Below are 22,688 nucleotides of genomic sequence, written 5' to 3' on the forward strand. Positions count from 1 at the left end.
CCATACATGTAAGATTAAAAAAAGGGTGTGACAGTTACTTTGCAGTAGTGTGACTTTTTAAAGTGCTAACTTATAAACTGTGTATTGTTAGGAGAATTTATGTCGGTATTGGTTGCTATAACTGGGCGTGACAACACAAAACTAATAACGAAGTTACAAGAGCGATTACCAAATACGCTGATAGAGCAATGGCCTGATTGCAAAAACGCACATGATGTGGATTTTGTACTTGCGTGGAAAGCGCCAGAATCTATGTGGCCACAGCTACCTAACTTAAAGGCTGTGTCGTCATTTGGTGCTGGCGTAGACAGTATCGATTTAACATTACTCGACGAAAGTGTTGAAGTAGTACGTATTGTTGACAAGCAACTAGCTGAAGATATGGCGGAATATGTACTGACACATGTGTTAGCTCAAAAGTTACGTTTAAAAGAGTATTACATTAAACAAACACAGCAAACATGGAAGCCAAAGCGGGCGCATAGTAATAAACATGTCGGCATACTTGGGTTTGGTGAATTAGGTAAAGCATGCGCGCAAAAGCTTATAAATAATGGCTTTAAGGTAAGTGCCTGGGCGCAAAGTAATAAAAACGCGACTAATGTCGAAATTTTTTATGGCGAGGAAGGCCTCAATAGTATGCTTTCTGATGTTGACTACCTTGTATGTCTATTACCCCTTACGCAAGCAACGACAGGCATTATTAATCACTCAATGCTCGCAAAGCTACCTAAACATGCTGTTGTTATTAATGTGGCACGCGGTGCTCATGTTGTTCAGCAAGACTTACTAAGTGCATTAAATAACGATAGCTTACGCGCAGCTACACTCGACGTATTTGATCAAGAACCTTTAGCGTCGAATCACCCTTACTGGGGAAACCCCAAAATAACGCTTACACCACATTGCGCGGCGATTTCTGATTTAAATAGTGTTATAGAGCAAATAGCCGATAATATTGAATGCTTGAATAAGGGGTTAGTACTTAATAATCCAATAGATAGAACTAAAGGTTATTAGCTGATAGCTAATTAGTTTAAAAAACAGCTTGTTAACATTTGTAATTTTCATTAGTGTAAAAGGTATTCTCACTAATAAAAAATACAAAGAGGGTGTTATGAAATCGAGTCAAAGTGGCGTTAAATTAAGCCTAGTTATTATTTCAATTATTATACTTGGTGTTTCAGCTTGGTTTAATCAGGCTAATGCCGAGGATACTCCTTCTAAAATACAAACCCAAAGCGAGTTAACAATAGCGGACTAACCTACTTACTATGTATTCCTCTTTTTTCGTGTTTCTTCTCGTGACTCTTTTTAGCAGTATACAAGCATTATTTTCACAGTAGTGCTTGTGTGCCCCTGAAGCTCTAATTTTCATCTTGATTGAAAGTGCTTTTTAATATTTTTAAATTCTTAACAAAAAAAAGCCCAGTAATGCTGGGCTATTAAATATTCTAGGGAAAAGTTGTTAACTTTGGGTTACATTAAATTGCCCAAATGTATAAACTTTAAACAAGTAAAAAGTATTGATCAACACTAAACTCATATTTGAAATAACACTCGACGACATAAGATCTAAGCTAAATGATAAGAATAATAAACCACACGCACTAATGGCGGCAACGCGCAGCAGTGTTATCTGGTTAATAAAGAATGCACCTAAACCTAGTGCAAGTAGTGTAGTATTTAAAAGCCAATCTAGCTCGTTTAGCATGGTCGTTTCAATAGTTCAGTTGTTGAAAAAAGGAGCGCCATTATGTTGATCTTTTGCGCACCTTTCAACCAAGTAATTTTAAATTTTCAGATTAGTTTTTTTAATGCTAAAAGTAGCTACCGATTGCTGAAAATAAACCATTATCAGCAATTACTTGATACTTTTGGCAGCTCTGCGGTTTTTGTAAGTCACTGCATAAATAAAGGGACTCACGGCTAGAATCATAGGTGGGGTGTAGGTTTGAATCAATTAAAGTAGCCCCCTTGCCAAAGAATCCGGGCCAGTAAACACTCTCACTTACCATCCCTAATTTTTTATAGGTGAGTAAGGTAGGTTTTGGAAAAGCTAAAATTATTACAGCAACGACAGCGAGTGATATAAACAGTCCTTTTTTTTGCGTTGTTTTTTGGCTTATATCATTCTTTGCACTGGAATTTAACTCGCCAGGTGAAGGGCGCTGAGTAGAACGCTGAGGTTTTCTTTTTTGCGCTGTTTTTTTTCTTGCCGGTGCTTTACCTAGCAACGATTGTTTATTTGGGGTTTTAGACATAAAGCAAATCTGGCCTTTTTTCCGTAGGTCTCTATAATTAAATGAGTAAATTTATATACTAAGCTAATTATTATGATAACTTAAAGTTAGCTTATAGCCTACGAGGAATAAAGATGAATACGCAGCTATCAATTTTAATTGTAGATGACGTTAGCACAGTGCGTAGTTTTTTGAGCCAAACGCTCATGCACTTAGGGATAGATAACGTAAAGGAAGCATCTACTGCCTCACAATGTATTAGTGAGTGCCAAGCTGCAAATTATAATATCATTTTTTTAGACATTGAATTGCCAGACGGTGATGGTAAAGATTTGATTGCACAAATCAATGAATTAAGCCCAGAGACAAATGTGGTTATGGTATCTGCACATTCAGGTATTGAGAATGTTAAGGATGCAATTGATAAAGGCGCTAAAGGGTTTGTAGTAAAGCCATTTACACCTAAAAAAATAGCGGCAATGCTTAAGAAGTTTTATCCAGATTTAGAAAATGTCTAATAAAGTAAGTACATTTAAAATTTAAACAAAAAAAAACCGGCAAAAGCCGGTTTTTTATATTCTATCAAAAACAAATTATAGAGCTTTAATCTTAGCTGCTATACGGCTCTTATGACGAGCTGCTTTGTTTTTGTGAATTAGACCCTTAGTTGCGTAACGGTCTAGGATAGGTGTAGCAACAGAAAAAGCTTGCTGTGCAGCTTCTTTATCGCCCGCTTCAATAGCAACAATTACTTTTTTGAAGTAAGTGCGCATCATTGAACGACGGCTTGCGTTGTGCTGACGGTTTTTTTCGCTTGTGATAGCGCGTTTTTTTGCAGACTTGATGTTAGCCAAGGTTTGCTCCTAACAATCTTAAAATAAAGCTTAAATTAAAGGCCGTGGAATATGCCTGTTTCTATCATGGATGTCAATTTAAATTTAACAATCCAAGAAAAACTGCACCATATAACGAGCATCAATTTGCCGCTTTAGCAGTTAATACCGACATTGTAACAAAGCACAGACCCCCAGCCTAGTGCTTTAAAGCGATTTATAAAAAAGACTGTGGCATAATCGCTTATCTTGAGGATTTTTGAGTAGGTTTAAGGTGTCAAAAGGTTTATTTCGCTCCGGTATGATTGTTAGTTGTATGACTATGATATCGCGTATTTTAGGGCTCGTTCGAGATGCTGTTGTTGCCAATTTATTAGGCGCAAGTGCGGCGGCTGATGTTTTTTTATTTGCTAACCGTATTCCTAATTTTTTACGTCGTTTATTTGCAGAAGGTGCCTTCGCACAAGCATTTGTACCCGTGCTGAGTGAAATTAAAGAACAGCAAGGCGACGACAAGGTCAGACTTTTTGTTGCACAAGCAGCAGGCACATTAGGAACCATTTTACTGATTGTCACTATTATAGGTGTTGTTGCTTCACCCGTTATTGCAGCATTGTTTGGCACCGGTTGGTTTATAGATTGGTGGCAGGGCGGACCCAATGCCGAAAAGTTTGAACTTGCAAGTTCATTACTTAAATTTACATTCCCTTATTTGTTTTTTGTAAGCTTAGTTGCGCTTAGTGGTGCGGTAATGAACGTGTATAACCGTTTTGCTGTTGCTGCATTTACACCTGTTTTACTCAATGTTTCTATTATTACGTGTGCAATTTTTTTACATGATAAATTTAGTGTCGGGGCTTATTCTCTCGCAATTGGCGTATTTATTGGTGGCGTTGTGCAGTTATTGTTTCAACTTCCATTTTTATACCGTGCAAAAATGTTGGCGCGTCCACGCTGGGCATGGCAAGACGAAAACGTAAAAAAAGTACGTAAACTTATGCTTCCTGCTTTGTTTGGCGTATCTATTAGCCAAATTAATTTGTTGCTTGATACCATGATTGCTTCATTACTGATGACAGGCTCGATTGCATGGCTTTATTATTCAGACCGTTTAATTGAATTTCCATTGGGCTTATTTGGTATTGGTATTGCGACAGTTATTTTACCGGCGCTCTCTAGGTTACATAGCAGTAAAAAAAGTAGTGACTTTCAGCATACCCTCGACTGGGGAGTGCGTTTTGTTATATTTTTAGGCCTGCCAGCAATGATAGGTCTAATGATCATCAGCCCGCTTATTATCACCGTATTGTTCGACCATGGTGCGTTTAAAGAAGACAGTGTTGATCATGTTAAAGCAGTAAGTTTAGGCGTAGTCGCATATTCAGTAGGGCTTGTAAGCTTTATGCTGATTAAAGTACTTGCTCCTGGCTTTTATGCTCGTCAAGACACTAAAACGCCGGTGCGTATTGGTATTATTACCTTGGTACTGAATATGGTATTTAATATTATGTTGGCTCCTTTCATTGGTTATTTAGGGTTAGCACTCGCTACTTCGCTATCGGCTAGTTGTAATGCATTTTTGCTGTATAGGCAGCTTAAAAAAGAAAATGTGTATCAGTTTTCATCAATGAGTATGCGCTTTACACTTAAATGTGTTGTTGCAAGTATGGTTATGGGAGCTGTTACATGGTTTGTGAGCAGTTACTATTACTGGGCTACATGGGCTTTTACACAGCAGGTAGTCTTATTAATAGCACTCGTGGCTTTGGCAGGTATTAGTTACTTTGCAATGCTATTTTTGATGGGCGTTAGACTAAATACGATAAAAAGTGTAGCAATTACTGAATCAAACTAAAAAAAAGATTATAATCGGCAACTCTGCGGCTTTAATTAATTTTTAGTCGTAATTAATAGCTCGCTAAACAAGGCATTAGGTGGCATGGAGTTAATTAGAGGTATACACAATATTCGCCCACACCACTTTGGTTGTGTGTTAACTATTGGTAATTTTGACGGTGTTCATTTAGGCCACGCAGAAGTACTAAAAGGCTTACTTACTGATGCTAAAGCGCATAGTTTGTCTAGCACTGTAATGCTATTTGAACCCCAGCCACAAGAATTTTTTGCTAAAAACAATGCCCCAGCACGGCTAACGCGCTTACGAGATAAGCTACGTTTGCTTAGTGATTTAGGTATTGAGCGAGTTATTTGCATTAGCTTTAATCAGCAATTTGCAAACATGCATGCTGAGCAATTTGTTAATGATATTTTGATTAAAAAGTTAGGTGTTAAAGCTCTCACTGTTGGCGATGATTTTAAGTTTGGAAAGCAGCGCCAAGGTAACTTTGACTTACTTGCTAGCATGGGCAAGCAAGCGGGCATGGACGTAAAAAGCACCGCGAGTTTTCGTCAATTAAATGCTAGAGTAAGCAGCACTTTAATACGAGATGCTTTAGCATCTGGCGACTTAGCAAGTGCTAAAATAATGCTTGGTCACGATTATGCTATTTCTGGGCGTGTTATACACGGCTGGAAAAGAGGACGTGAACTCGGTTTTAGAACGGCAAATATTGCCCTAAAACGCCAAGTATGTCCTGTCAACGGGGTGTTTGCAGTGCAAGCAACGATTGCAGGAAAACAGATTTTTGGAGTTGCAAATGTAGGCAATAAGCCGACATTTAATGGAACTCGTGCATTATTAGAAGTTCACCTTTTTGATTTTGCACAGGATATTTACGGACAATTTATGCATGTGGAGTTAATAAAAAAACTTCGCAATGAAAAAAAATTCGAGACATTAACACAATTAACGGCGCAAATAGCAACTGATGTTGCTGCCGCTAAGCAGTGTTTTGGTTTAAATCAGGTAGCCGATAGAGACGGAATGTAGGATAAATGAGCGACTATAAACATACTTTGAACTTACCGGAAACACCGTTTCCAATGCGTGGCAATTTGGCACAACGTGAACCAAAAATGCTTAAAGCATGGTATGAAGACGACCTGTACGGTCAAATTCGCAGCGCTAAGAAAGGTAAAAAGACCTTTATTTTGCATGACGGCCCTCCGTATGCAAATGGCGATATCCATTTAGGCCACTCAGTTAATAAAATATTAAAAGACATTATTGTTAAGTCTAAAACATTATCTGACTTTGATTCACCATTAGTCCCAGGTTGGGATTGTCATGGTTTACCAATTGAATTAATGGTTGAGAAAAAAGTAGGCAAGCCGGGCGTAAAAGTAACCGCGAGCGAGTTTCGTGAAAAATGCCGTGCATACGCTAAAAAACAAGTTGAAGGTCAAAAAGTTGATTTTAAACGTTTAGGCGTATTTGCAGATTGGGATAAGCCTTACTTAACAATGAACTTTGACTTTGAAGCGAATGCAATTCGTGTACTTGGTCGTATTATTGAAAAGGGTCATTTGCATAAAGGTGCTAAGCCTGTTCATTGGTGTACAGATTGTGGTTCTGCATTAGCAGAGGCTGAAGTTGAGTACCAAGACAAGCAATCACCAGCGATTGATGTACGTTTTACATTTGTTGATCAAGATGCTGTTGTTAGTGCATTTGATTTGGCTGATGGTCATAAAGGTGAAGGCAGTGTTGGTACTGTTATTTGGACAACAACACCGTGGACGCTTCCAGCAAACCGCGCAGTAGCTGTGCATGCCGATTTAGAATATGCATTGGTGCAGGTTGAAGATGAAGGCGTACAACAACGTCTAATTTTAGGCTCTGAGCTTGTTAAAGATGCAATGGACCGCTTTGGTTTTAATCACTTCCACGTATTAGGTTATGTAAAAGGTGCTGCACTTGAAAACTTACAAGTAGCCCATCCTTTTTATGATTTTAATGTACCCGTGATTGTTGCAGAACACGTAACGACTGACTCAGGTACCGGTGTTGTACATACAGCACCAGGGCATGGTCAAGAAGATTTCGTGGCTGGTTTAAATTACAACCTTGAAGTAGCTAACCCTGTTGGCGCTAATGGCGTTTATTTACCAGATACTGAACTTTTTGCAGGTCAGCATGTATTTAAAGCAAATGCGAGCGTAATTGAAGTATTAAAAGAGCACGGTGCATTAATGCATCATCATGCTATAACTCATAGTTACCCACATTGTTGGCGCCATAAAACACCGATTATTTTCCGTGCTACACCACAATGGTTTGTAAGTATGGATCAGGCTAACTTGCGTGAAGATTCTTTAAAAGAAATTAAAAACACGCAGTGGTTGCCAGAGTGGGGCGAAAGCCGTATTTCGAACATGGTTGAAAGCCGCCCAGATTGGTGTATATCTCGCCAACGTACTTGGGGTGTGCCAATTGCATTGTTTGCAGATAAAGATACCGGTGCACTTCATCCAAATACTCAAGAGCTAATTGAGCAAGCTGCACAGCTAGTTGAAAAGTCTGGTATTCAGGCATGGTACGATTTAGACCCTGCTACATTACTTGGTGAAGAAGATGCCAAGCAATACATGAAAGTACAAGATACGCTTGATGTATGGTTTGACTCAGGTGTTTCACATGCATGTGTTGTAGACGCACGTGAAGACCTAGTTGGTCCAGCTGATTTATACCTTGAAGGTTCTGATCAACACCGTGGTTGGTTTATGTCATCAATGATGACATCAGTGGCTATTAATGGTCATGCGCCATACCGCCAAGTATTGACTCATGGTTTTACCGTTGATGAAAACGGCCGCAAGATGTCTAAGTCGCTAGGCAATGTTATTTCTCCACAAAATGTGATGAATAAACTAGGTGCCGACATTCTACGTTTATGGGTTGCCTCTACCGATTACACGGCAGAAATGACTGTGTCGGATGAAATATTTAAGCGCTCTGCCGATCGCTACCGCCGTATTCGTAACACTAGCCGTTACTTACTAGCTAACCTAAATGGTTTTGATCCAAAAACTGATCAAGTTGCTGTTGATGATATGGTTGAGCTTGATAAGTGGATTGTTGGTCGTGCTGCTCAGTTGCAAGACGAAATTTTAGCCGCATACGATAGCTACCAAATGCTATTAGTAACGCAAAAGCTAATGAACTTCTGTACGGGTGAGCTTGGTTCGTTCTATTTAGACGTCATTAAAGATCGTCAGTACACAGCTAAAAGTGACAGCCATGCACGTCGTTCTTGTCAAACAGCGCTTTATCATATTGCAGAAGCAATGACGCGCTGGATGGCACCTATTATGAGCTTTACCGCACAAGAAATTTGGGAAGCTTTACCGGGTGAGCGTAGTAACTACGTATTTACATCTGTTTGGTATGATGGCTTACAAGCGCCAACAAATAGCCAATTTAGTAACGATGACTGGTTAGAAATTCTAACAGTACGCGACGAAGTAAACCGTTTATTAGAAGCTGCACGTAAAGAAGAAGTCATTGGTGCAACGCTTCAAGCAACAGTTAATTTATTTACGGGTAAAGAGCTTGCCGCTAAATTAAATGCGCTTGGTGATGAACTGCGTTTTGTATTATTAACATCGGCCGTAAATGTTTCTGAAGTTGATAGTCAGCCAGCTGATACACAAGCTACCGAAATTGAAGGTTTATTCATTAGTGTTGCTGCAACAGATGCTGCTAAATGTGAGCGTTGTTGGCATTACAGTGAAGATGTAGGTGTTAACCCTGCTCATCCTGAAATTTGTGGTCGTTGTGTAAGTAATGTTGACGGCGAAGGCGAAAAGCGTCAATTCGCTTAGGAGTTATTCTTAGTGAGCAAACTAGCCCAAAAAAGTGGTTTAGTGTGGCTTTGGTTGAGTCTATTACTATTAGTAATAGACTTTGCCAGTAAAACACTTGTTGTAGGGACTATGGCTTATCAAGAGTCGATAAACTTACTCCCTGTTTTTAGTATTACTTATGTGCATAACTATGGTGCTGCTTATAGCTTTTTAAGTGAAGCGGGTGGTTGGCAGCGTTGGTTTTTAAGTGCGATTGCCATTGCTATTAGTGCTTTACTTGTGTGGTGGCTAAAACGCTTACCTGCAACAAACAAAGTACTATGCGGTGCTTATGCACTGGTACTTGCAGGCGCTATTGGTAATTTATACGATCGTATTGCGTATGGTTATGTAATCGACTTTATTCACGTATTTTATAAAGACTCACATTTTCCTGTATTTAATATTGCTGATTGCGCTATTTGTATTGGCGCAGCATTATTGTTATTTGATGCCTTTACCGGCGAGAGTCCGAAGGAGCATAAAGCATGAGCCAATCTGTAATTGGTGAAAACTCGCAAGTTATTTTCCATTTTTCTATTAAATTAGAAGATGGCTCTGCCGCTGATTCTACCAAGGTGCACAACAAACCTGCTAAATTAACAATGGGCGATGGCAGCTTAACGGCAAACTTCGAAAAGTGTTTATTAGGTTTAACTGCAGGCGAAAGTAAAACGTTTGAATTAGAACCTGAAGATGCGTTTGGTCAGCCAAATCCAGATAATATTTACTACGTTGACCGTAGTAAATTTGGCCCAGAAACACCAGCCAAAGTAGGTGCAATTATTGCGTTTACTCAACCTGACGGTACTGAGCTTCCTGGATTAGTTCGCGAAGTGCAAGGTGAGTCGGTAACGATTGATTTTAATCACCCTTTATCTGGCCAACGTTTAACGTTTGAAGTTGATATTATTGAGGTGGAAGGTTAATGGAAATATTACTAGCTAATCCACGCGGCTTTTGCGCTGGTGTTGACCGTGCTATTAGTATTGTTGAGCGCGCCCTAGATATTTTTGAAAAGCCAATTTATGTGCGCCACGAAGTAGTACATAACCGCTATGTGGTTGATGGATTAAAAAGTCGTGGTGCGGTATTTGTTGAAGAGCTTGATCAAGTACCTGACGACAGCATTGTTATTTTTAGTGCACATGGTGTTTCGCAAGCTGTTCGCAGTGAAGCAAAACGTCGTGATTTAAAAGTATTTGATGCAACGTGTCCGCTTGTAACTAAAGTACATATGGAAGTTACACGTGCGAGTCGTAAAGGTATTGAGTGTATTTTAATTGGACACCATGGCCACCCTGAAGTAGAGGGAACAATGGGACAATATGATAACTCAGCCGGTGGCATTTATCTTGTTGAAACCGTTGATGATGTTGTTGCGCTTAATGTAAAAAATGCTGAAAATCTTTTTTATTGCAGCCAAACAACACTCTCAGTTGATGACACAGCAGATGTTATTGATGCACTACGCAATAAGTTTCCATCAATTGACGGACCTCGTAAAGATGACATTTGTTATGCAACGCAAAATCGTCAAGACGCTGTTCGTGACTTAGCTGATAAAGTTGATGTGCTATTAGTTGTTGGCGCTAAAAATAGCTCTAACTCTAATCGCTTACGTGAACTTGCAGATAAAATGGGCACAGTTGCTTATTTAATTGATGACGCAACTGATGTACAAGAGCAGTGGGTTTCAGGCTCTAAATCAGTTGGCGTAACTGCGGGAGCATCTGCGCCAGAAGTACTTGTACAACAAGTAATAAGCCGATTAAAAGAGCTTGGTGGCACACAGGTTGTTGAGAACCCAGGTGAAGTAGAAAATATAGTATTTGCTGTTCCTGTAGAGCTACGTTAATTTAAATATATTAAACATTTAGATTAAAGGAGAGTCGTTATGAGCAAGTCACTTCAAAATGATGGTTTGCTTTTTTCGGCTCTTTTTAATGAGCGAGGCGTATTAGCCACGCTTATTGTTTCTCAAGTTATTGCTATTGTTTTAGCTTTTGCACCTAATGTAGAAGGAGATATTTGGCTACGACTTGGGATCATTAGTTTGTTTATGCATTTAATTGTTTTAGTCGGTACTTCTTCTTTATACTTTTGTAGATTTTTCTTACAAAAACGTACTCAAACTTTTCAATTAAGTCTATTTTTTGCCTTTTTTTTATTATCTACCTGTATTTTTAGTATTTTATTTTCTCATTTTGCTTTTGATATAGATGATACAAATAACCTAATTTATTTCACACTTCGCAATTGCATTATAGTGGCTTTACTGGCGGCTTTATTCGTCCAGTTTTTATTAATTCATTTTGAAAAAGAGCAGCAAACTAAAGCTCTTTCTCGTGCTGAGCTTGATGCCCTACAAGCTAGAATACGTCCTCATTTTTTATATAATAGTTTAAACACTGCTGCAGAACTTACTCATCATGATGCCGATGCGGCAGAACAGGCTATTTTAGCATTAGCCGCATTATCGCAGGCTGCAATGCACTCGGGGAAGAATGTATCTCTTGAAGATGAAATAACGCTGAGTAAGCAATATATCGCACTTGAAACGTGGCGTTTTGGTAATCGCTTAAGAGTTGATTGGCAAATACCTAATGAACTACCCGCATTGAGTATTCCTTGCTTAACCCTGCAGCCATTAATTGAAAATGCGGTATGCCACGGCGTTGAAACAAGTGAGCATGGTGCAGAAATAAAAGTAGAGCTACATATCACTACCGGCTATATAACCATGATTGTTTCTAACCCTATAACAATTTCTAATGCTCAAACTAGGCCTAATAACGGAATGGCGCTTGAAAATATTCGCCAGCGATTAAATATTTATTATAAAAATAAAGCGCAGCTAACAATTACTAATAAAAATGATGTGTTTAGGGTCAAGGTCGTTATCCCTAAGCTAATTGAGGGCAGTGTATGAATGTACTCATTGTTGATGATGAACCTCTTGCGAGATCTCGCTTAATCCGTTTGTTGGCACATGATAAAAGCATAGTTGTACAAGGTGAGGCAAGTAATGGTAAGGAAGCTCTAGTACTTGCTAAAAAGCAAACACCTGATTTGATTTTTTTAGATGTAGATATGCCTGGTATGAATGGTTTACAAGTTGCTAATGAGCTCAATAGTCTAACTCTACCTCCTGCTATTGTTTTTATAACTGCCCACCCTGAGCATGCCTTCGATGCTTTACAATTAAGCGCTGCAGGTTATTTAGTTAAACCTATTTCAGAGCAATCACTGCAGAAGGTACTTAAGCAAGTAGGCCGTTTAAATAAAGTACATATTCAAAAACAACAAAATGTAAAAGTATCTTATCAGTTAGCGGGTACTCTACGTAGTGTTGATATAAATGATGTTTTGTATTTTAGTGCCGAAGAAAAGTATACCAAAATGATATTCTCGGGTGGAGAAGCTTTACTGGAGCAAAGCCTAAAGCAATTAGAGCTGCAATATCCCGCATATGTTTTACGAATTCACCGCAATACTTTAGTGAATAAACAAAAAGTAATAGCCTTGCATTCAAAAGGGAATGGCAATCATATGATTGAGCTACAAGGGTGCAGTGAGTTATTGCCAGTGAGCCGCCGCGAGCTTAAATTAGTTAAAAATACGCTTTAGACTTATTTCGCAATTAAGTTGCCTCTGACTTAAATGCATTTACGCTTAATTACTACTGTTTTGTTGAATGAGCCGATTTAATTAACCGTTTATCAACAAATATAACCGCTTGTCTTAGTCCTCATTGATTCCTCAAATAAATAGCATAAACTTATAATCAGATAATTTTTATTTGGTTCTACTATGCAGTCATCTCAAACAAAAGTGCAAAGAGGCTTCACTCTAATTGAAGTGTTAATTGCATTTATTATTCTTAGTTTTGGCCTTCTAGGCGCAGTTGCCCTGCAAGCAAAAGCAAAGCAAGCAAGCTTTGATTCTATGCAGCGTGCTGCTGCAGTTGCACTTGGTAATGATATTGTGCAGCGTATCCGTGCTAACGATACCCCTCAAATAGCCGGGCTGTACACACAAACATTTGATAGTGAAACTGCTACGACAACCTCGCAGGCGTGCTTCACAAACACTTGTAGCGCAGCGCAAGTTGCGGCCTTAGATCTTGAGCAGTGGAAAAGGGCTATAAGAGCTCGAGAAAATACGGGGTCTTTAGATGGTGCTACCGTATGTATTGCACCTACAGTAGTTGCTGGCTCGGGTGGTAAGGCATTTAATTTAGAAGTAATTGTTTCGTGGCAAGGTCGACAAGAGTTTAATGCAAATGATGCTACTGGCGCAATAAAGTGTGGAACGGCTGACAAAAAGCGCCGCTTAGTTGTATTAACTAGTTACATTTACCTTAGGAGCTAACATGAAGCAAAAAGGTTTTACACTTGTAGAAATGATGATTTCATTATTTATTGGTGGATTAATACTAGGTGGCGTTATGTTCACCTATATAGGTATGAAAGTAACCACTAAAGATACGATGACTATTGGTGAACTTCAAGAATCAGGGCGCCTTGCAATTAACATAATGCAACGTGATATTGAACAAATTGGCTTTTGGGGAACTTATTATGACGATTCGTTCACTGCAGTAAATACAGATACACTAGCAAACCCTGGAACAGACTGCTTTGAAGGATTAAATAATGGGAGTTTTCCTGATTTTGCTACAGCTAGTAATTTTAGAACTATTTACGCAAAGGTTGCTGGAGAATCAAAAGAGCTTAACTGCCTAAATAATCCAATTAAAAGCACTGACATTATTCAATTAAAATTTTTACAAGGTAAGAGTTTAACAGTTAATACAGTAACTAATGAGACTCAGGCCGATGAAAACTACTTTGTAGCTGAGCAAGAGAAAGCTCAATTTTTCCGTGGAACGGTTAACGCTGCGACTCTTAATGTTAATGCAACCGTTTGGCCATACAGCCATCATGTTTATTATCTATCAGAACAAACTTATAAAGTTAATAATAAAAATTTAACTGTACCTGCATTAATGAGAAAGCGCCTGGTTGGTGGAAGCATCAACACAGAAACTATTATGGAAGGTGTTGAGAACATGCGGTTTGTTTTTGGTCTTGATACTAACAGTGATAATCGTGTAGATACCTACCGAAGTATTCAAGATATGAAGTATACAGATTGGGAAAATCGTAAAGGTATTTTAACTGTTCAGGTTTTTTTATTAATACGCGCATTACAACCAGACCCAGGAGTTAAAATTAAAAACCAAACTTATACATTAGGTGAGGATGAAGATAAGCGTGTATTAACATTTACCGATAATTTCAGACGTACTGTGTTTACTACTACTATTCGATTAAATAATGTTGGATCAAATTTATGGCGTATCTAAAACAATCACAAAAAAAACAGCAAGGTGTAGTTCTAATTACAGCTTTAATAATGGTTATTGCAGTGACCGGTATTGCTGTGACACTTATGAGCAGTAGTAGTATTGATATTAAAATTACCAATGCAGCACAAGAGCGCGAAGTGGCCGAGAATGAACTCATTGGTGAAGTGCAGCGCATGATCTCTGATGAGGCAAATCAAGGCGCTAATAATCAGTTCTTCCTGACTCCCGATGAAGTAACTGCAATCGCGGATGGTGATGACAAAGGTATGGTGATTGCAAATCATGCAGATATGCAAAGCAAAATGACTAACCTGAACAAGGGGGCGCTAGATTTAGAATGTCCTCGACGCTTTAATTTTACTGCAGGTATATCGTGCAATATGTTACAGGTTGCCACAACAATAGAATATGGATCTAAAAGTAAACATGAACTAACTATTGTTACAGGTATAGCACAAGAAATGGCCAGCGTAAGCAAGGGGATTTAAGATGAAATTTAAATTAAACAAAGTGTTAGCCTCTTTGCTTGGCTTAACAATAAGTATGTCGGTATTCGCTGAGGATATTGAGCTTTATGTAAATCATGATGTAGAGACAGACGAAAATCCAAGAGTGTTAATGATATTTGATACCTCTGGCAGTATGGATTGGAGCGTTATCAATGGTGATGATCAAGTCTGTTACACAAAGTATCAATATGAAGAGACAACTGGACGTGGCAGAAATCGTCAAACTGTTACATATGATGCTTACCAACAGGTTACATGCTTTGCAAGTAAGCCAGAATATAATGAATACAATGAGCAATGCTATATAGGTGTAAATGGCGTTGCAGTTGCAGATTGCCATGACCGAAGAATCGATGTAGCTAAAAATGCGATGACACAATTAGTCAATGATAATGATGATATTGATTTTGGTTTGATGCGATTTAAGGATAGTGCTGGAGGGTATGTAGTAGCTAAGGTTGGAGCTAATAAATCAAATATTTTACAAGACATTGATGATTTACCTGCCAGTGGTGGAACTCCAATAACAGAGACATTATGGGAGGCTTATCGCTATATAACAGGGCAAAACCTTGATTATGGTCGATTCTATAATGATCGAGATAAAAGTATCGATAACAATGTAACTTATAGATCACCTTTTGAGCAGAGTAATGGTGAACCATTACGCTGTGATAACTCAATTAATATTATTTTAATGACAGATGGTGATCCAACTAATGATGATGGAAGGGACGCTTCAATTGCAGCTGTCCATAACAACCTTTTTACTGATGCCATCCCTTTTGACAGTGGTCGCTATAGCGGAAGCTATTTAGTTGCAATGGCTAAAATATTACATGGTACCTCGGACACGAAAGTGGATTTATACACTCCAACAAGTGATGTATTAGATACAGGCCGTGTATACACAATAGGTTTTGGTACAGGAATGAGTCAAGGGGGAATTGCTCTACTAGACAAGGCGGCAAGTGTTGGTGGAGGGCAGTATATAGAAGCAAGAACTGCAGAAGCGCTTTCAGAAGCATTAAAAAATACTATTTCAAGAATTAGAGAAGTAAATGATAGTTTTTCATCGCCTTCAGTTGCGAGTAATAATGTAGATCAAACTCGTAGCCGGGATGCTGTTTATTTTGCCATGTTTTACCCTGAAACCGGTGCTCGCTGGCGTGGAAACTTAAAAAAACTGAAAGTATCAGGGAATCAAATTGTTGACTCAAAAGGATTGTCGGCACTTGATGAGAATGGTTTAATTGACGAAAATGCAGAAACATTTTGGTTGCCAAGTGGGGAGCCAGCAGATGGTAACTTAGTTGCACAAGGTGGTGTGAACCTTCATTTAACGACATTAGATTCAGATAGCCGTAATTTATACACTGACAATCAGGGATCTATAGTAAATTTTAATACCTCAGTTGTGAGTGATATTCTCAATTTAGTCGATAACAATCCGCTAAGCTTATCGAGTAATGATATCAAATGGGCAATGGGTATAGACGTTGATGATGAAGATGGCGATGGGTCTAAGGTTGACCAGCGCAAAGATATTTTTGGTGACCCTCTGCATTCTAAACCTGTTGCAATCGATTATGGTAATGATGATATTCGAGTTTTGATAGGAACTAATGCTGGCTTTTTACATATGTTTAAGGATTCAGATGATAGTGTAAGTGAAAGTTGGGCATTTATACCGTCTGCTTTATACAACATTATTGAACCTCTACGTGAAAATCAAGCCGATACGAAAGTATATGGTATGGATGGTCCTATTAGTATTTATTTTGATAATAAAAACTTAAATAGTGATGGTTTAAATGACGGTATTATTGATGCGAGTGGCGACGATAAAGTGTGGGCTTTTGCGGGGATGCGTCGCGGTGGTAAAAATTACTACGGACTTGATATAACAAACCCGAACATACCGAAAAAATTATGGGACGCTCCAATCGAAGGTGGTAAAGGTGATTTTAAAGAGCTTGCACAAACCTGGTCAAAGCCACAAATAGCCTACATTAAAGCATTTGGGGATAAACCCTTATTAGTTTTTGGTGCTGGTTATGATACTAATAAAGACGCAGCTATCCGTAGTGAAGATGGTACAGGGCGAGGTATCTATATTGTTGAAGCCGAAACAGGTAAAAGAGTATGGGCATTAACACCCGATATTAATGGCTTTAAAGGTAAGCATAGTATTGCTGCAGATATAACCACGCTTGACTCAGATTATGATGGATATATAGACCGAATTTATGCGGCAGATACAGGTGGAGATATTTGGCGTATAGATATGCCTGGTAGTAATACTAGTGAGTTTAGCCACTTTAAATTAGCTGAGCTTGGTAGTAATAAAGCAACTGAGGACCGACGCTTTTTCTATAAACCACTCGTAGCACGTACAATTTATAGTAAAGTAAGCGAGTCAACAGTTAATGGTAGTACCGTTATAACACGCTTAGATACACCGTATGATGCCATAGTTATCGGCAGTGGTAATCGCTCAAAACCAACCGGCACCAATGAAAAAGATCAATTGTTTATGATCAGAGATGAAAATACGGTTACTAAATCGTATAAAACGAATGCACCAGATACTATTGTGCCTGCTGATTTGATGCAAATGAATTCAGACCCATTTGGCAATGCTCTAGATGACGTTGATGATTTTGTTGACTTAGAAGTGGGCTTGGCTAAATTTAATGGCTGGAGATATGAGTTAGGAACGGGTGAAAAGTCGCTAGCTGCTGCTACAGTTGTTGGAGGTGTTGCCTATTTTACAAGCTTCACTCCTGCATCAGATACATCGACTGAAAATCAATGTTCGCTAAGTGGTGGTGGTGGTTCTTTATACGCTTTTCACTTACATTACGGTACTAAAGTGTATGACGACCTTAAATTTACAACCAGCTATGATGTACCAGACACACCTCAGTTATACTTTGGTGAAAGCCCTTCATGTGTAGATGGTAATGGCGATGGTAAATGTGATGACGACCCAACAGTTGACGTAATACAAGAAAGTCAGTTTTATTTAATTGGGCCTGGTATTAAAGGTGAAAATGCGGAAAATCCAATGAAACCTGTAGAAATAAAAGGTCCTGGTTTAACTGTTGTTGATGGTAAAGTTGTGTTGGTTAATGACAATGCAGTAGGGTTTGGCTTTAAAACCCAACAAACATATATCTATAAACGTGAAGAAAATGACGAAGTTAATAATTAAGGAAATTAGATGAAAAAACAACACGGGTTTACCTTAATTGAGCTGATGATAGCCGTTGCTATCGTCGGCATACTCGCTTCAATTGCGCTGCCTAACTATACTGAATATGTAAAGCGTGCTTCGCGCGCTGAAGCTGCTGCAGCATTGTTAGATGCTGCAAACAAGGAGGAGCAGTATTTTGTCGATAATAGGGAATATACAGAGACATTTACTGATTTAGGATTGCAAAGTAAGACCGAAAATGGCCATTTTGAGCTATCCATAAAGGTAGTCGATAGCAATACTTTCACTATTACAGCTAAGCCTATAGCCGGTGCTGTAAAGGGGGATAACGATTGTAAAGAGCTTACAATTACTGACACAGGCCTCAAAGGTGCAAAAGGAAGTAAAGGTAACTCTGATATTGATTATTGTTGGGGTCGATAGCCTAGATTACTTCTTCTGACACTTATCAGTTGATTTGATGCGAATTCTACCCGTTTGACTTACAGATAAAGCCAATCCTTCGAGATTGGCTTTATTGCTATTGGGGCAATATATAAAAGTCCCATTTTGAAAACCATTTAAAGAACCATCTGGACGAAATGTAATGGCGTTGCGCGGATACTCTAAAGTATCAGCATCATGGACATCCTCGAAAGTGCTTAAGAGTAACTCATCATCATCTAGAGTCGTTGATTTATCTTTATCGATAAATAGTGACATTTGACCATCCCACTCGTCCTTTGTACATTGACTGCCTTTTAGTGCGCAAAGCGTGACGTAAGTACCATTTTCAATTGCGTAAAGGCGGCCATAATTTATATTTCGATGTAGTAGATTCACATGGTTATCTAATCGGTTTTTAGCCAAGAAGTCTGGATAAAACCACATCGATAATTGACTGATTACAATGACAACAGCCATTGAAACCATTAATTCAAGAAGTGTCACTCCCTTGTTTTTTGATATTGATAATCTCATCCTTGAAGACCTGAGTTAATAAATGATTAACTCAGTCTAGTAAATGATACAAATATGACAAGATGAATTTGTATGTTTTTTAACCGCAAGTCTGGGCTGTATCACCAGTATAAAAAGAAGTACCAGATTGAGATACTGTTAAAGCTTTATTATTTTCACTGCCATTATTAGGACAAAATACAAAATCACCGGGGTTCGTTGTTATTCGACCACTGGTATTAAACCGTAATCTCCTATCATTACCAGTATATTTTATTTTGTCATTAAGGCTTATTTTTTCCATAACTCGTAGTAAAGAGTCTGTAGAGCTGTTGTATTGACCGCTATTATCACCATCAATGAATACAATGATAATTTTATTTCTGTCCCATCGATTACGACATTGCATTGTGTCATTTTGATTTTTTACTTCACCGTGCTGCGCGGCACATATAACGACTATTTCATCTGTACTTGCTGCTTGAGAGCGTGCATAGCTAATATTTCTTTTTAATTCCAACAAAAAATTCTCAGCTCTATTTTCTTCTAGCATATCGCTGCTATTCCAAATCGCAATGGATGCAATGATCCCAACGATAGCAACGGTTACCATGAGTTCTAAAAGAGTGAATCCGTTTTGTTTGTTTTTCATATTAATCTCATTTACTGCTAGTCATTTAAGTATAGCTATTTTTATACAATAAATTATACCATGATCGGTTGTTTTATCACCGTAATTCAATCGCTTTGTTTGCTATGAACATCATGATTGTCTAAAATCGAGGCAACTGGAGCTTTCAAAAGTAATTAATATGAAAAAAATAGAAGCAATTATCAAACCTTTTAAGTTAGACGATGTGCGTGAAGCGTTGTCGGATGTAGGTATTACAGGTATGACGGTAAGCGAAGTTAAAGGCTTTGGACGTCAAAAAGGTCACACTGAGTTATATCGTGGCGCAGAGTATATGGTTGATTTTTTACCTAAAGTAAAACTTGATATTGTATTGACTGATGAAGATGTAGACCGTGCAATTGAAGTTATTGTAAAAACGGCACAAACAGGAAAAATCGGTGACGGTAAAATATTTGTCACTGATGTTGAGCGTGTAATACGTATTCGTACTGCTGAGGAAGATGAAGAAGCGATTTAAGATTTTCTTCTACGCAGTAAAAAGGCGCTTACTAAGCGCCTTTTTGTTTATTTAGTTCTTTTATTTAGTCTTCGTGTTTGCTTTGCGTGCTCACTAAGCTCAGTTAAACCTAATTGGTCGTAACTTTTTTCCATCATTTCAAGCGCGGGATCCAAGTAACTGCTTTGTGAGTAGTGCTCAACAACAAACTTACCTCTATTAGCAGCAGCTAAATAAGCTTCACGCTCATAATAGTAAGTGGCTACTTTTAATTCATAACGTGCCATACGATTTAAAAGCCATACTAAACGACGCTTAGCTTCAGGCGCGTAATCACTTTTCGGAAAGCGTTTTACTAGTGTCGATAAATCGGTAAATGCAACACGTGTACGGTTTGCATCTCTATCAGCTCTATCTACACCAAAGTACTCTTGGAACGCATTTTTATCTGCTTTAATGTTTACTAAACCACGCATGTAATACATGTAATCTAGGTCTTTATGGTTTGGATTTAAGCGAATAAAGCGGTCAATGGTTGCAAGTGCTTGTTCAGTATTACCTGATTGGTAATGTGCATACACTAAGTCCATTTGTACTTGTTTAGAGAATGGGCCAAACGGGTAGCGAGAATCTATTGCACTCAAAAGTTCAATTGCGCGAGCATATAAACCAGAATCTAGTGTTTCTTTTGCATCTTCATATAAAGCGTGTGCAGACTTATTCGGTACACGTTGAATGTCTTCTTGGTCTGGAGCAGACGAACAAGCGCCTAAACTAAGTACAGAAACTGAAAAAACAATGGCAAATGCACGTTTCCCTATTTTATTTATCATTTTATTTGTTACCTTCGATGTCTTCGGCTAGGCCAAGTCGGTAAAACCGAGTAAACTATGCGTATTATATTATGCTTTTATTAAAAGCGATTCTAACCCAGTCGAGCAAAGCTTGCACTGGTAAATTGGGTAAAGTTACTAATGTCAGAGCAAATTTCTCTTCAAGCCGACGTTCCAACCGAATTAGGTGGTAAACGTCTAGACCAAGTATTAGCACAATTGTTCCCTGATTATTCACGTTCTCGTATAAAAACGTGGATATTGGATGATAAAATCACCGTAGACGGTGAAATTTTCAACACTCCACGCGAAAAGCTACTAGGTGGTGAAGTTGTAAGTGTTGAAACAACAATTGAAGCACCACGCGAATACGAAGCACAAGATATCAAATTAAACATTGTTTATGAAGACGATGATATTTTGGTAATTAATAAACCAATGGGCCTAGTGGTTCACCCCGGTGCGGGTAATCCTAATGGAACAGTGCTAAACGCATTACTACATTACTACCCTGAAATAATTAACGTACCACGCGCGGGTATTGTGCATCGTTTAGATAAAGACACGACCGGTTTAATGGTTGTAGCTAAAACGATTCCAGCACAAACGCATTTAGTGACAGCGCTGCAAAAGCGTGAAAACTTTACGCGTGAATATGAAGCACTGTGTAATGGTACTATGACCGCAGGTGGTATGGTTGAAAAAGCAATTGGCCGCCATCCGACTCAGCGTACGCATATGGCAGTACATGAACTGGGTAAACCGGCAATTACACATTACCGTGTTGCTGAAAAATTCCGTGCTCATACTCGTTTACGCCTGCGCTTAGAAACAGGTCGTACGCATCAAATTCGCGTGCACATGGCACATTTAAATCATCCGCTAATTGGCGATCAATCTTATGGCGGCCGTCCGCGTCCACCTAAAGGTGCAACACCTGAGTTATTTGAGTTACTTCGTAGCTTTAGACGCCAAGCACTACATGCTGTAAAATTGAGTATTGCGCATCCAATTACGGGTGAAATGATGACATGGCAAGCACCTATCCCAGACGATATGGTTGCTATGACACTCGCATTACGTGAAGATACCAAAGCTAATCCTGATATCGATAGATAATGCACTTATTGTCAGCGACATGGCAAAACCTTCATAAAGTAGGAACGTTAAGTACTACTTGTGGAGGTGGTGTTTCAAAAATCCCATTTAAAAGTTTTAATTTGGGATTCCATGTTGGTGATAATCAAAATCATGTATCAAAAAACCGCTCATTATTAACAAATCTCCTACCTAAACCTGCCGTGTGGCTAAATCAAATTCATAGCTCTAATGTTGTTATTGTTGATGAATATTTTGATTTTGATGAGTTACACGATGCTGATGCGCTTTATACTCAGTTATTAAATCAGCCTTTGGCTATAATGACCGCCGATTGTTTACCTATTTTATTAGTGAGTGATGATGAAAAGGAAGTTGCAGCTATACATGGCGGCTGGCGAGGGCTTGAGCAGGGAATTATTAAAAATACTTTGGAATGTTTTAGCTCAAAGTGTGAAAATATAAATGCGTGGCTAGGGCCTGCAATTGGGCCAACTCGATTTGAGGTTGGGGCTGAAGTGTTTGAGTTATTTCAAAAAAGGTCCCCTTTATTTATTCAAGCATTTACACTACAAACTAATGGTAAATATCTTGCTGATATCTATGGTATTGCGCGTACTTTACTTACCCAGCAAGGCGTTAAAAATATTACGGGTGGCGACTACTGCACAGTCTCTCAAAGTGACTTATTTTTTTCTTATCGACGAGATGGACAAACTGGACGTATGGCTAGTTTGATCTGGCGCAAGTAATTCACATCTTTA

General features: G+C 38.6%; 25 protein-coding genes. 19 read left to right on the forward strand and 6 right to left on the reverse strand.

Annotated elements, in window-relative coordinates:
- Window positions 1-99 precede the first annotated feature (99 nt).
- Window positions 100-1,020, forward strand: coding sequence for a 2-hydroxyacid dehydrogenase (locus tag I6F48_RS06950; protein ID WP_197119129.1), 921 nt, complete (start codon window positions 100-102; stop codon window positions 1,018-1,020).
- A gap of 97 nt (window positions 1,021-1,117) precedes the next feature.
- A complete protein-coding gene (locus I6F48_RS06955) occupies window positions 1,118-1,264 on the forward strand; it encodes a hypothetical protein (protein WP_010555113.1) in 147 nt (48 codons plus the stop codon).
- A gap of 204 nt (window positions 1,265-1,468) precedes the next feature.
- Here I6F48_RS06955 and I6F48_RS06960 read toward each other — a convergent pair whose 3' ends face one another.
- Together I6F48_RS06960 and I6F48_RS06965 are read right to left on the reverse strand one after the other, a co-directional pair.
- Entirely contained in the window at window positions 1,469-1,714 is a 246-nt protein-coding gene (locus I6F48_RS06960) for a hypothetical protein (RefSeq protein WP_002958222.1), read from the reverse strand.
- Between the two features lie 106 nt (window positions 1,715-1,820).
- Window positions 1,821-2,264 (reverse strand): hypothetical protein, encoded by a 444-nt coding sequence (locus I6F48_RS06965; RefSeq protein ID WP_101217800.1) that lies wholly within the window; start codon window positions 2,262-2,264, stop codon window positions 1,821-1,823.
- Window positions 2,265-2,377: 113 nt separating this feature from the next.
- On the opposite strand from I6F48_RS06965, the gene I6F48_RS06970 reads away from it, so the two are divergent.
- Window positions 2,378-2,761, forward strand: a complete 384-nt coding sequence (locus tag I6F48_RS06970; protein ID WP_002958224.1) for a response regulator — start codon at window positions 2,378-2,380, stop codon at window positions 2,759-2,761.
- 75 nt (window positions 2,762-2,836) lie between these two features.
- Here I6F48_RS06970 and rpsT read toward each other — a convergent pair whose 3' ends face one another.
- Complete coding sequence (rpsT, locus tag I6F48_RS06975; RefSeq protein WP_002958225.1) at window positions 2,837-3,097, reverse strand: 30S ribosomal protein S20; 261 nt, start codon at window positions 3,095-3,097, stop codon at window positions 2,837-2,839.
- Between the two features lie 295 nt (window positions 3,098-3,392).
- On the opposite strand from rpsT, the gene murJ reads away from it, so the two are divergent.
- The 13 genes from murJ to I6F48_RS07040 all read left to right on the forward strand — a co-directional run bounded on the left by murJ (window position 3,393) and on the right by I6F48_RS07040 (window position 18,347).
- A complete protein-coding gene (gene murJ, locus I6F48_RS06980) occupies window positions 3,393-4,931 on the forward strand; it encodes a murein biosynthesis integral membrane protein MurJ (protein WP_033012718.1) in 1,539 nt (512 codons plus the stop codon).
- An 84-nt stretch (window positions 4,932-5,015) separates the two neighbouring features.
- Entirely contained in the window at window positions 5,016-5,966 is a 951-nt protein-coding gene (gene ribF, locus I6F48_RS06985; protein ID WP_007581368.1) for a bifunctional riboflavin kinase/FAD synthetase, read from the forward strand.
- A 5-nt stretch (window positions 5,967-5,971) separates the two neighbouring features.
- Window positions 5,972-8,800 carry an isoleucine--tRNA ligase gene (gene ileS, locus I6F48_RS06990; protein WP_197119130.1) on the forward strand — a complete coding sequence of 943 codons (2,829 nt, stop codon included), beginning with the start codon at window positions 5,972-5,974 and terminating at the stop codon, window positions 8,798-8,800.
- 12 nt (window positions 8,801-8,812) lie between these two features.
- A complete protein-coding gene (lspA, locus tag I6F48_RS06995) occupies window positions 8,813-9,313 on the forward strand; it encodes a signal peptidase II (RefSeq protein WP_007376920.1) in 501 nt (166 codons plus the stop codon).
- Window positions 9,310-9,750 (forward strand): FKBP-type peptidyl-prolyl cis-trans isomerase, encoded by a 441-nt coding sequence (gene fkpB / locus I6F48_RS07000; protein WP_165721324.1) that lies wholly within the window; start codon window positions 9,310-9,312, stop codon window positions 9,748-9,750. The genes lspA and fkpB overlap by 4 nt, the downstream gene beginning before the upstream one ends.
- Window positions 9,750-10,679 (forward strand): 4-hydroxy-3-methylbut-2-enyl diphosphate reductase, encoded by a 930-nt coding sequence (gene ispH, locus I6F48_RS07005; RefSeq protein WP_007581370.1) that lies wholly within the window; start codon window positions 9,750-9,752, stop codon window positions 10,677-10,679. Before fkpB ends, ispH begins: the two co-directional genes overlap by 1 nt.
- 39 nt (window positions 10,680-10,718) lie before the next feature.
- Window positions 10,719-11,753 carry a sensor histidine kinase gene (locus I6F48_RS07010; protein ID WP_010555108.1) on the forward strand — a complete coding sequence of 345 codons (1,035 nt, stop codon included), beginning with the start codon at window positions 10,719-10,721 and terminating at the stop codon, window positions 11,751-11,753.
- A complete protein-coding gene (locus I6F48_RS07015; protein ID WP_024607278.1) occupies window positions 11,750-12,451 on the forward strand; it encodes a LytR/AlgR family response regulator transcription factor in 702 nt (233 codons plus the stop codon). The genes I6F48_RS07010 and I6F48_RS07015 overlap by 4 nt, the downstream gene beginning before the upstream one ends.
- Before the next feature lie 183 nt (window positions 12,452-12,634).
- Complete coding sequence (gene pilV / locus I6F48_RS07020) at window positions 12,635-13,195, forward strand: type IV pilus modification protein PilV (protein WP_101164149.1); 561 nt, start codon at window positions 12,635-12,637, stop codon at window positions 13,193-13,195.
- Between the two features lies 1 nt (window position 13,196).
- Window positions 13,197-14,192, forward strand: coding sequence for a PilW family protein (locus tag I6F48_RS07025; RefSeq protein WP_007581375.1), 996 nt, complete (start codon window positions 13,197-13,199; stop codon window positions 14,190-14,192).
- Window positions 14,180-14,683: a hypothetical protein gene (locus I6F48_RS07030; RefSeq protein WP_024589418.1), complete on the forward strand. Its 504-nt coding sequence runs from the start codon at window positions 14,180-14,182 to the stop codon at window positions 14,681-14,683. Before I6F48_RS07025 ends, I6F48_RS07030 begins: the two co-directional genes overlap by 13 nt.
- A gap of 1 nt (window position 14,684) precedes the next feature.
- Window positions 14,685-17,921, forward strand: coding sequence for a pilus assembly protein (locus I6F48_RS07035; protein WP_165740230.1), 3,237 nt, complete (start codon window positions 14,685-14,687; stop codon window positions 17,919-17,921).
- Window positions 17,922-17,930: 9 nt separating this feature from the next.
- The gene (locus I6F48_RS07040; RefSeq protein WP_024589416.1) at window positions 17,931-18,347 is read left to right on the forward strand and encodes a type IV pilin protein; all 417 of its coding nucleotides are present in this window, start codon (window positions 17,931-17,933) and stop codon (window positions 18,345-18,347) included.
- A gap of 6 nt (window positions 18,348-18,353) precedes the next feature.
- On the opposite strand, the gene I6F48_RS07045 is transcribed toward I6F48_RS07040, so the two are convergent.
- Window positions 18,354-18,884: a GspH/FimT family pseudopilin gene (locus I6F48_RS07045; RefSeq protein WP_165729057.1), complete on the reverse strand. Its 531-nt coding sequence runs from the start codon at window positions 18,882-18,884 to the stop codon at window positions 18,354-18,356.
- Window positions 18,885-18,963: 79 nt separating this feature from the next.
- On the reverse strand, window positions 18,964-19,515 hold the full coding sequence (locus tag I6F48_RS07050) for a GspH/FimT family pseudopilin (protein ID WP_007581379.1): 552 nt from the start codon (window positions 19,513-19,515) through the stop codon (window positions 18,964-18,966).
- Between the two features lie 160 nt (window positions 19,516-19,675).
- Here I6F48_RS07050 and glnB point away from each other — a divergent pair, with 160 nt between their 5' ends.
- Window positions 19,676-20,014 (forward strand): nitrogen regulatory protein P-II, encoded by a 339-nt coding sequence (glnB, locus tag I6F48_RS07055; protein ID WP_002962211.1) that lies wholly within the window; start codon window positions 19,676-19,678, stop codon window positions 20,012-20,014.
- A 47-nt stretch (window positions 20,015-20,061) separates the two neighbouring features.
- On the opposite strand, the gene I6F48_RS07060 is transcribed toward glnB, so the two are convergent.
- Window positions 20,062-20,826, reverse strand: a complete 765-nt coding sequence (locus I6F48_RS07060) for an outer membrane protein assembly factor BamD (RefSeq protein WP_007581382.1) — start codon at window positions 20,824-20,826, stop codon at window positions 20,062-20,064.
- A 141-nt stretch (window positions 20,827-20,967) separates the two neighbouring features.
- Here I6F48_RS07060 and rluD point away from each other — a divergent pair, with 141 nt between their 5' ends.
- Complete coding sequence (gene rluD, locus I6F48_RS07065; protein WP_007581384.1) at window positions 20,968-21,945, forward strand: 23S rRNA pseudouridine(1911/1915/1917) synthase RluD; 978 nt, start codon at window positions 20,968-20,970, stop codon at window positions 21,943-21,945.
- A complete protein-coding gene (gene pgeF / locus I6F48_RS07070; RefSeq protein WP_165729576.1) occupies window positions 21,945-22,676 on the forward strand; it encodes a peptidoglycan editing factor PgeF in 732 nt (243 codons plus the stop codon). The genes rluD and pgeF overlap by 1 nt, the downstream gene beginning before the upstream one ends.
- Window positions 22,677-22,688: the final 12 nt, after the last annotated feature.

Origin of the sequence: Pseudoalteromonas sp. SWYJ118 (genome assembly GCF_015864505.1) — a bacterium.
Taxonomy (GTDB): domain Bacteria; phylum Pseudomonadota; class Gammaproteobacteria; order Enterobacterales; family Alteromonadaceae; genus Pseudoalteromonas; species Pseudoalteromonas arctica.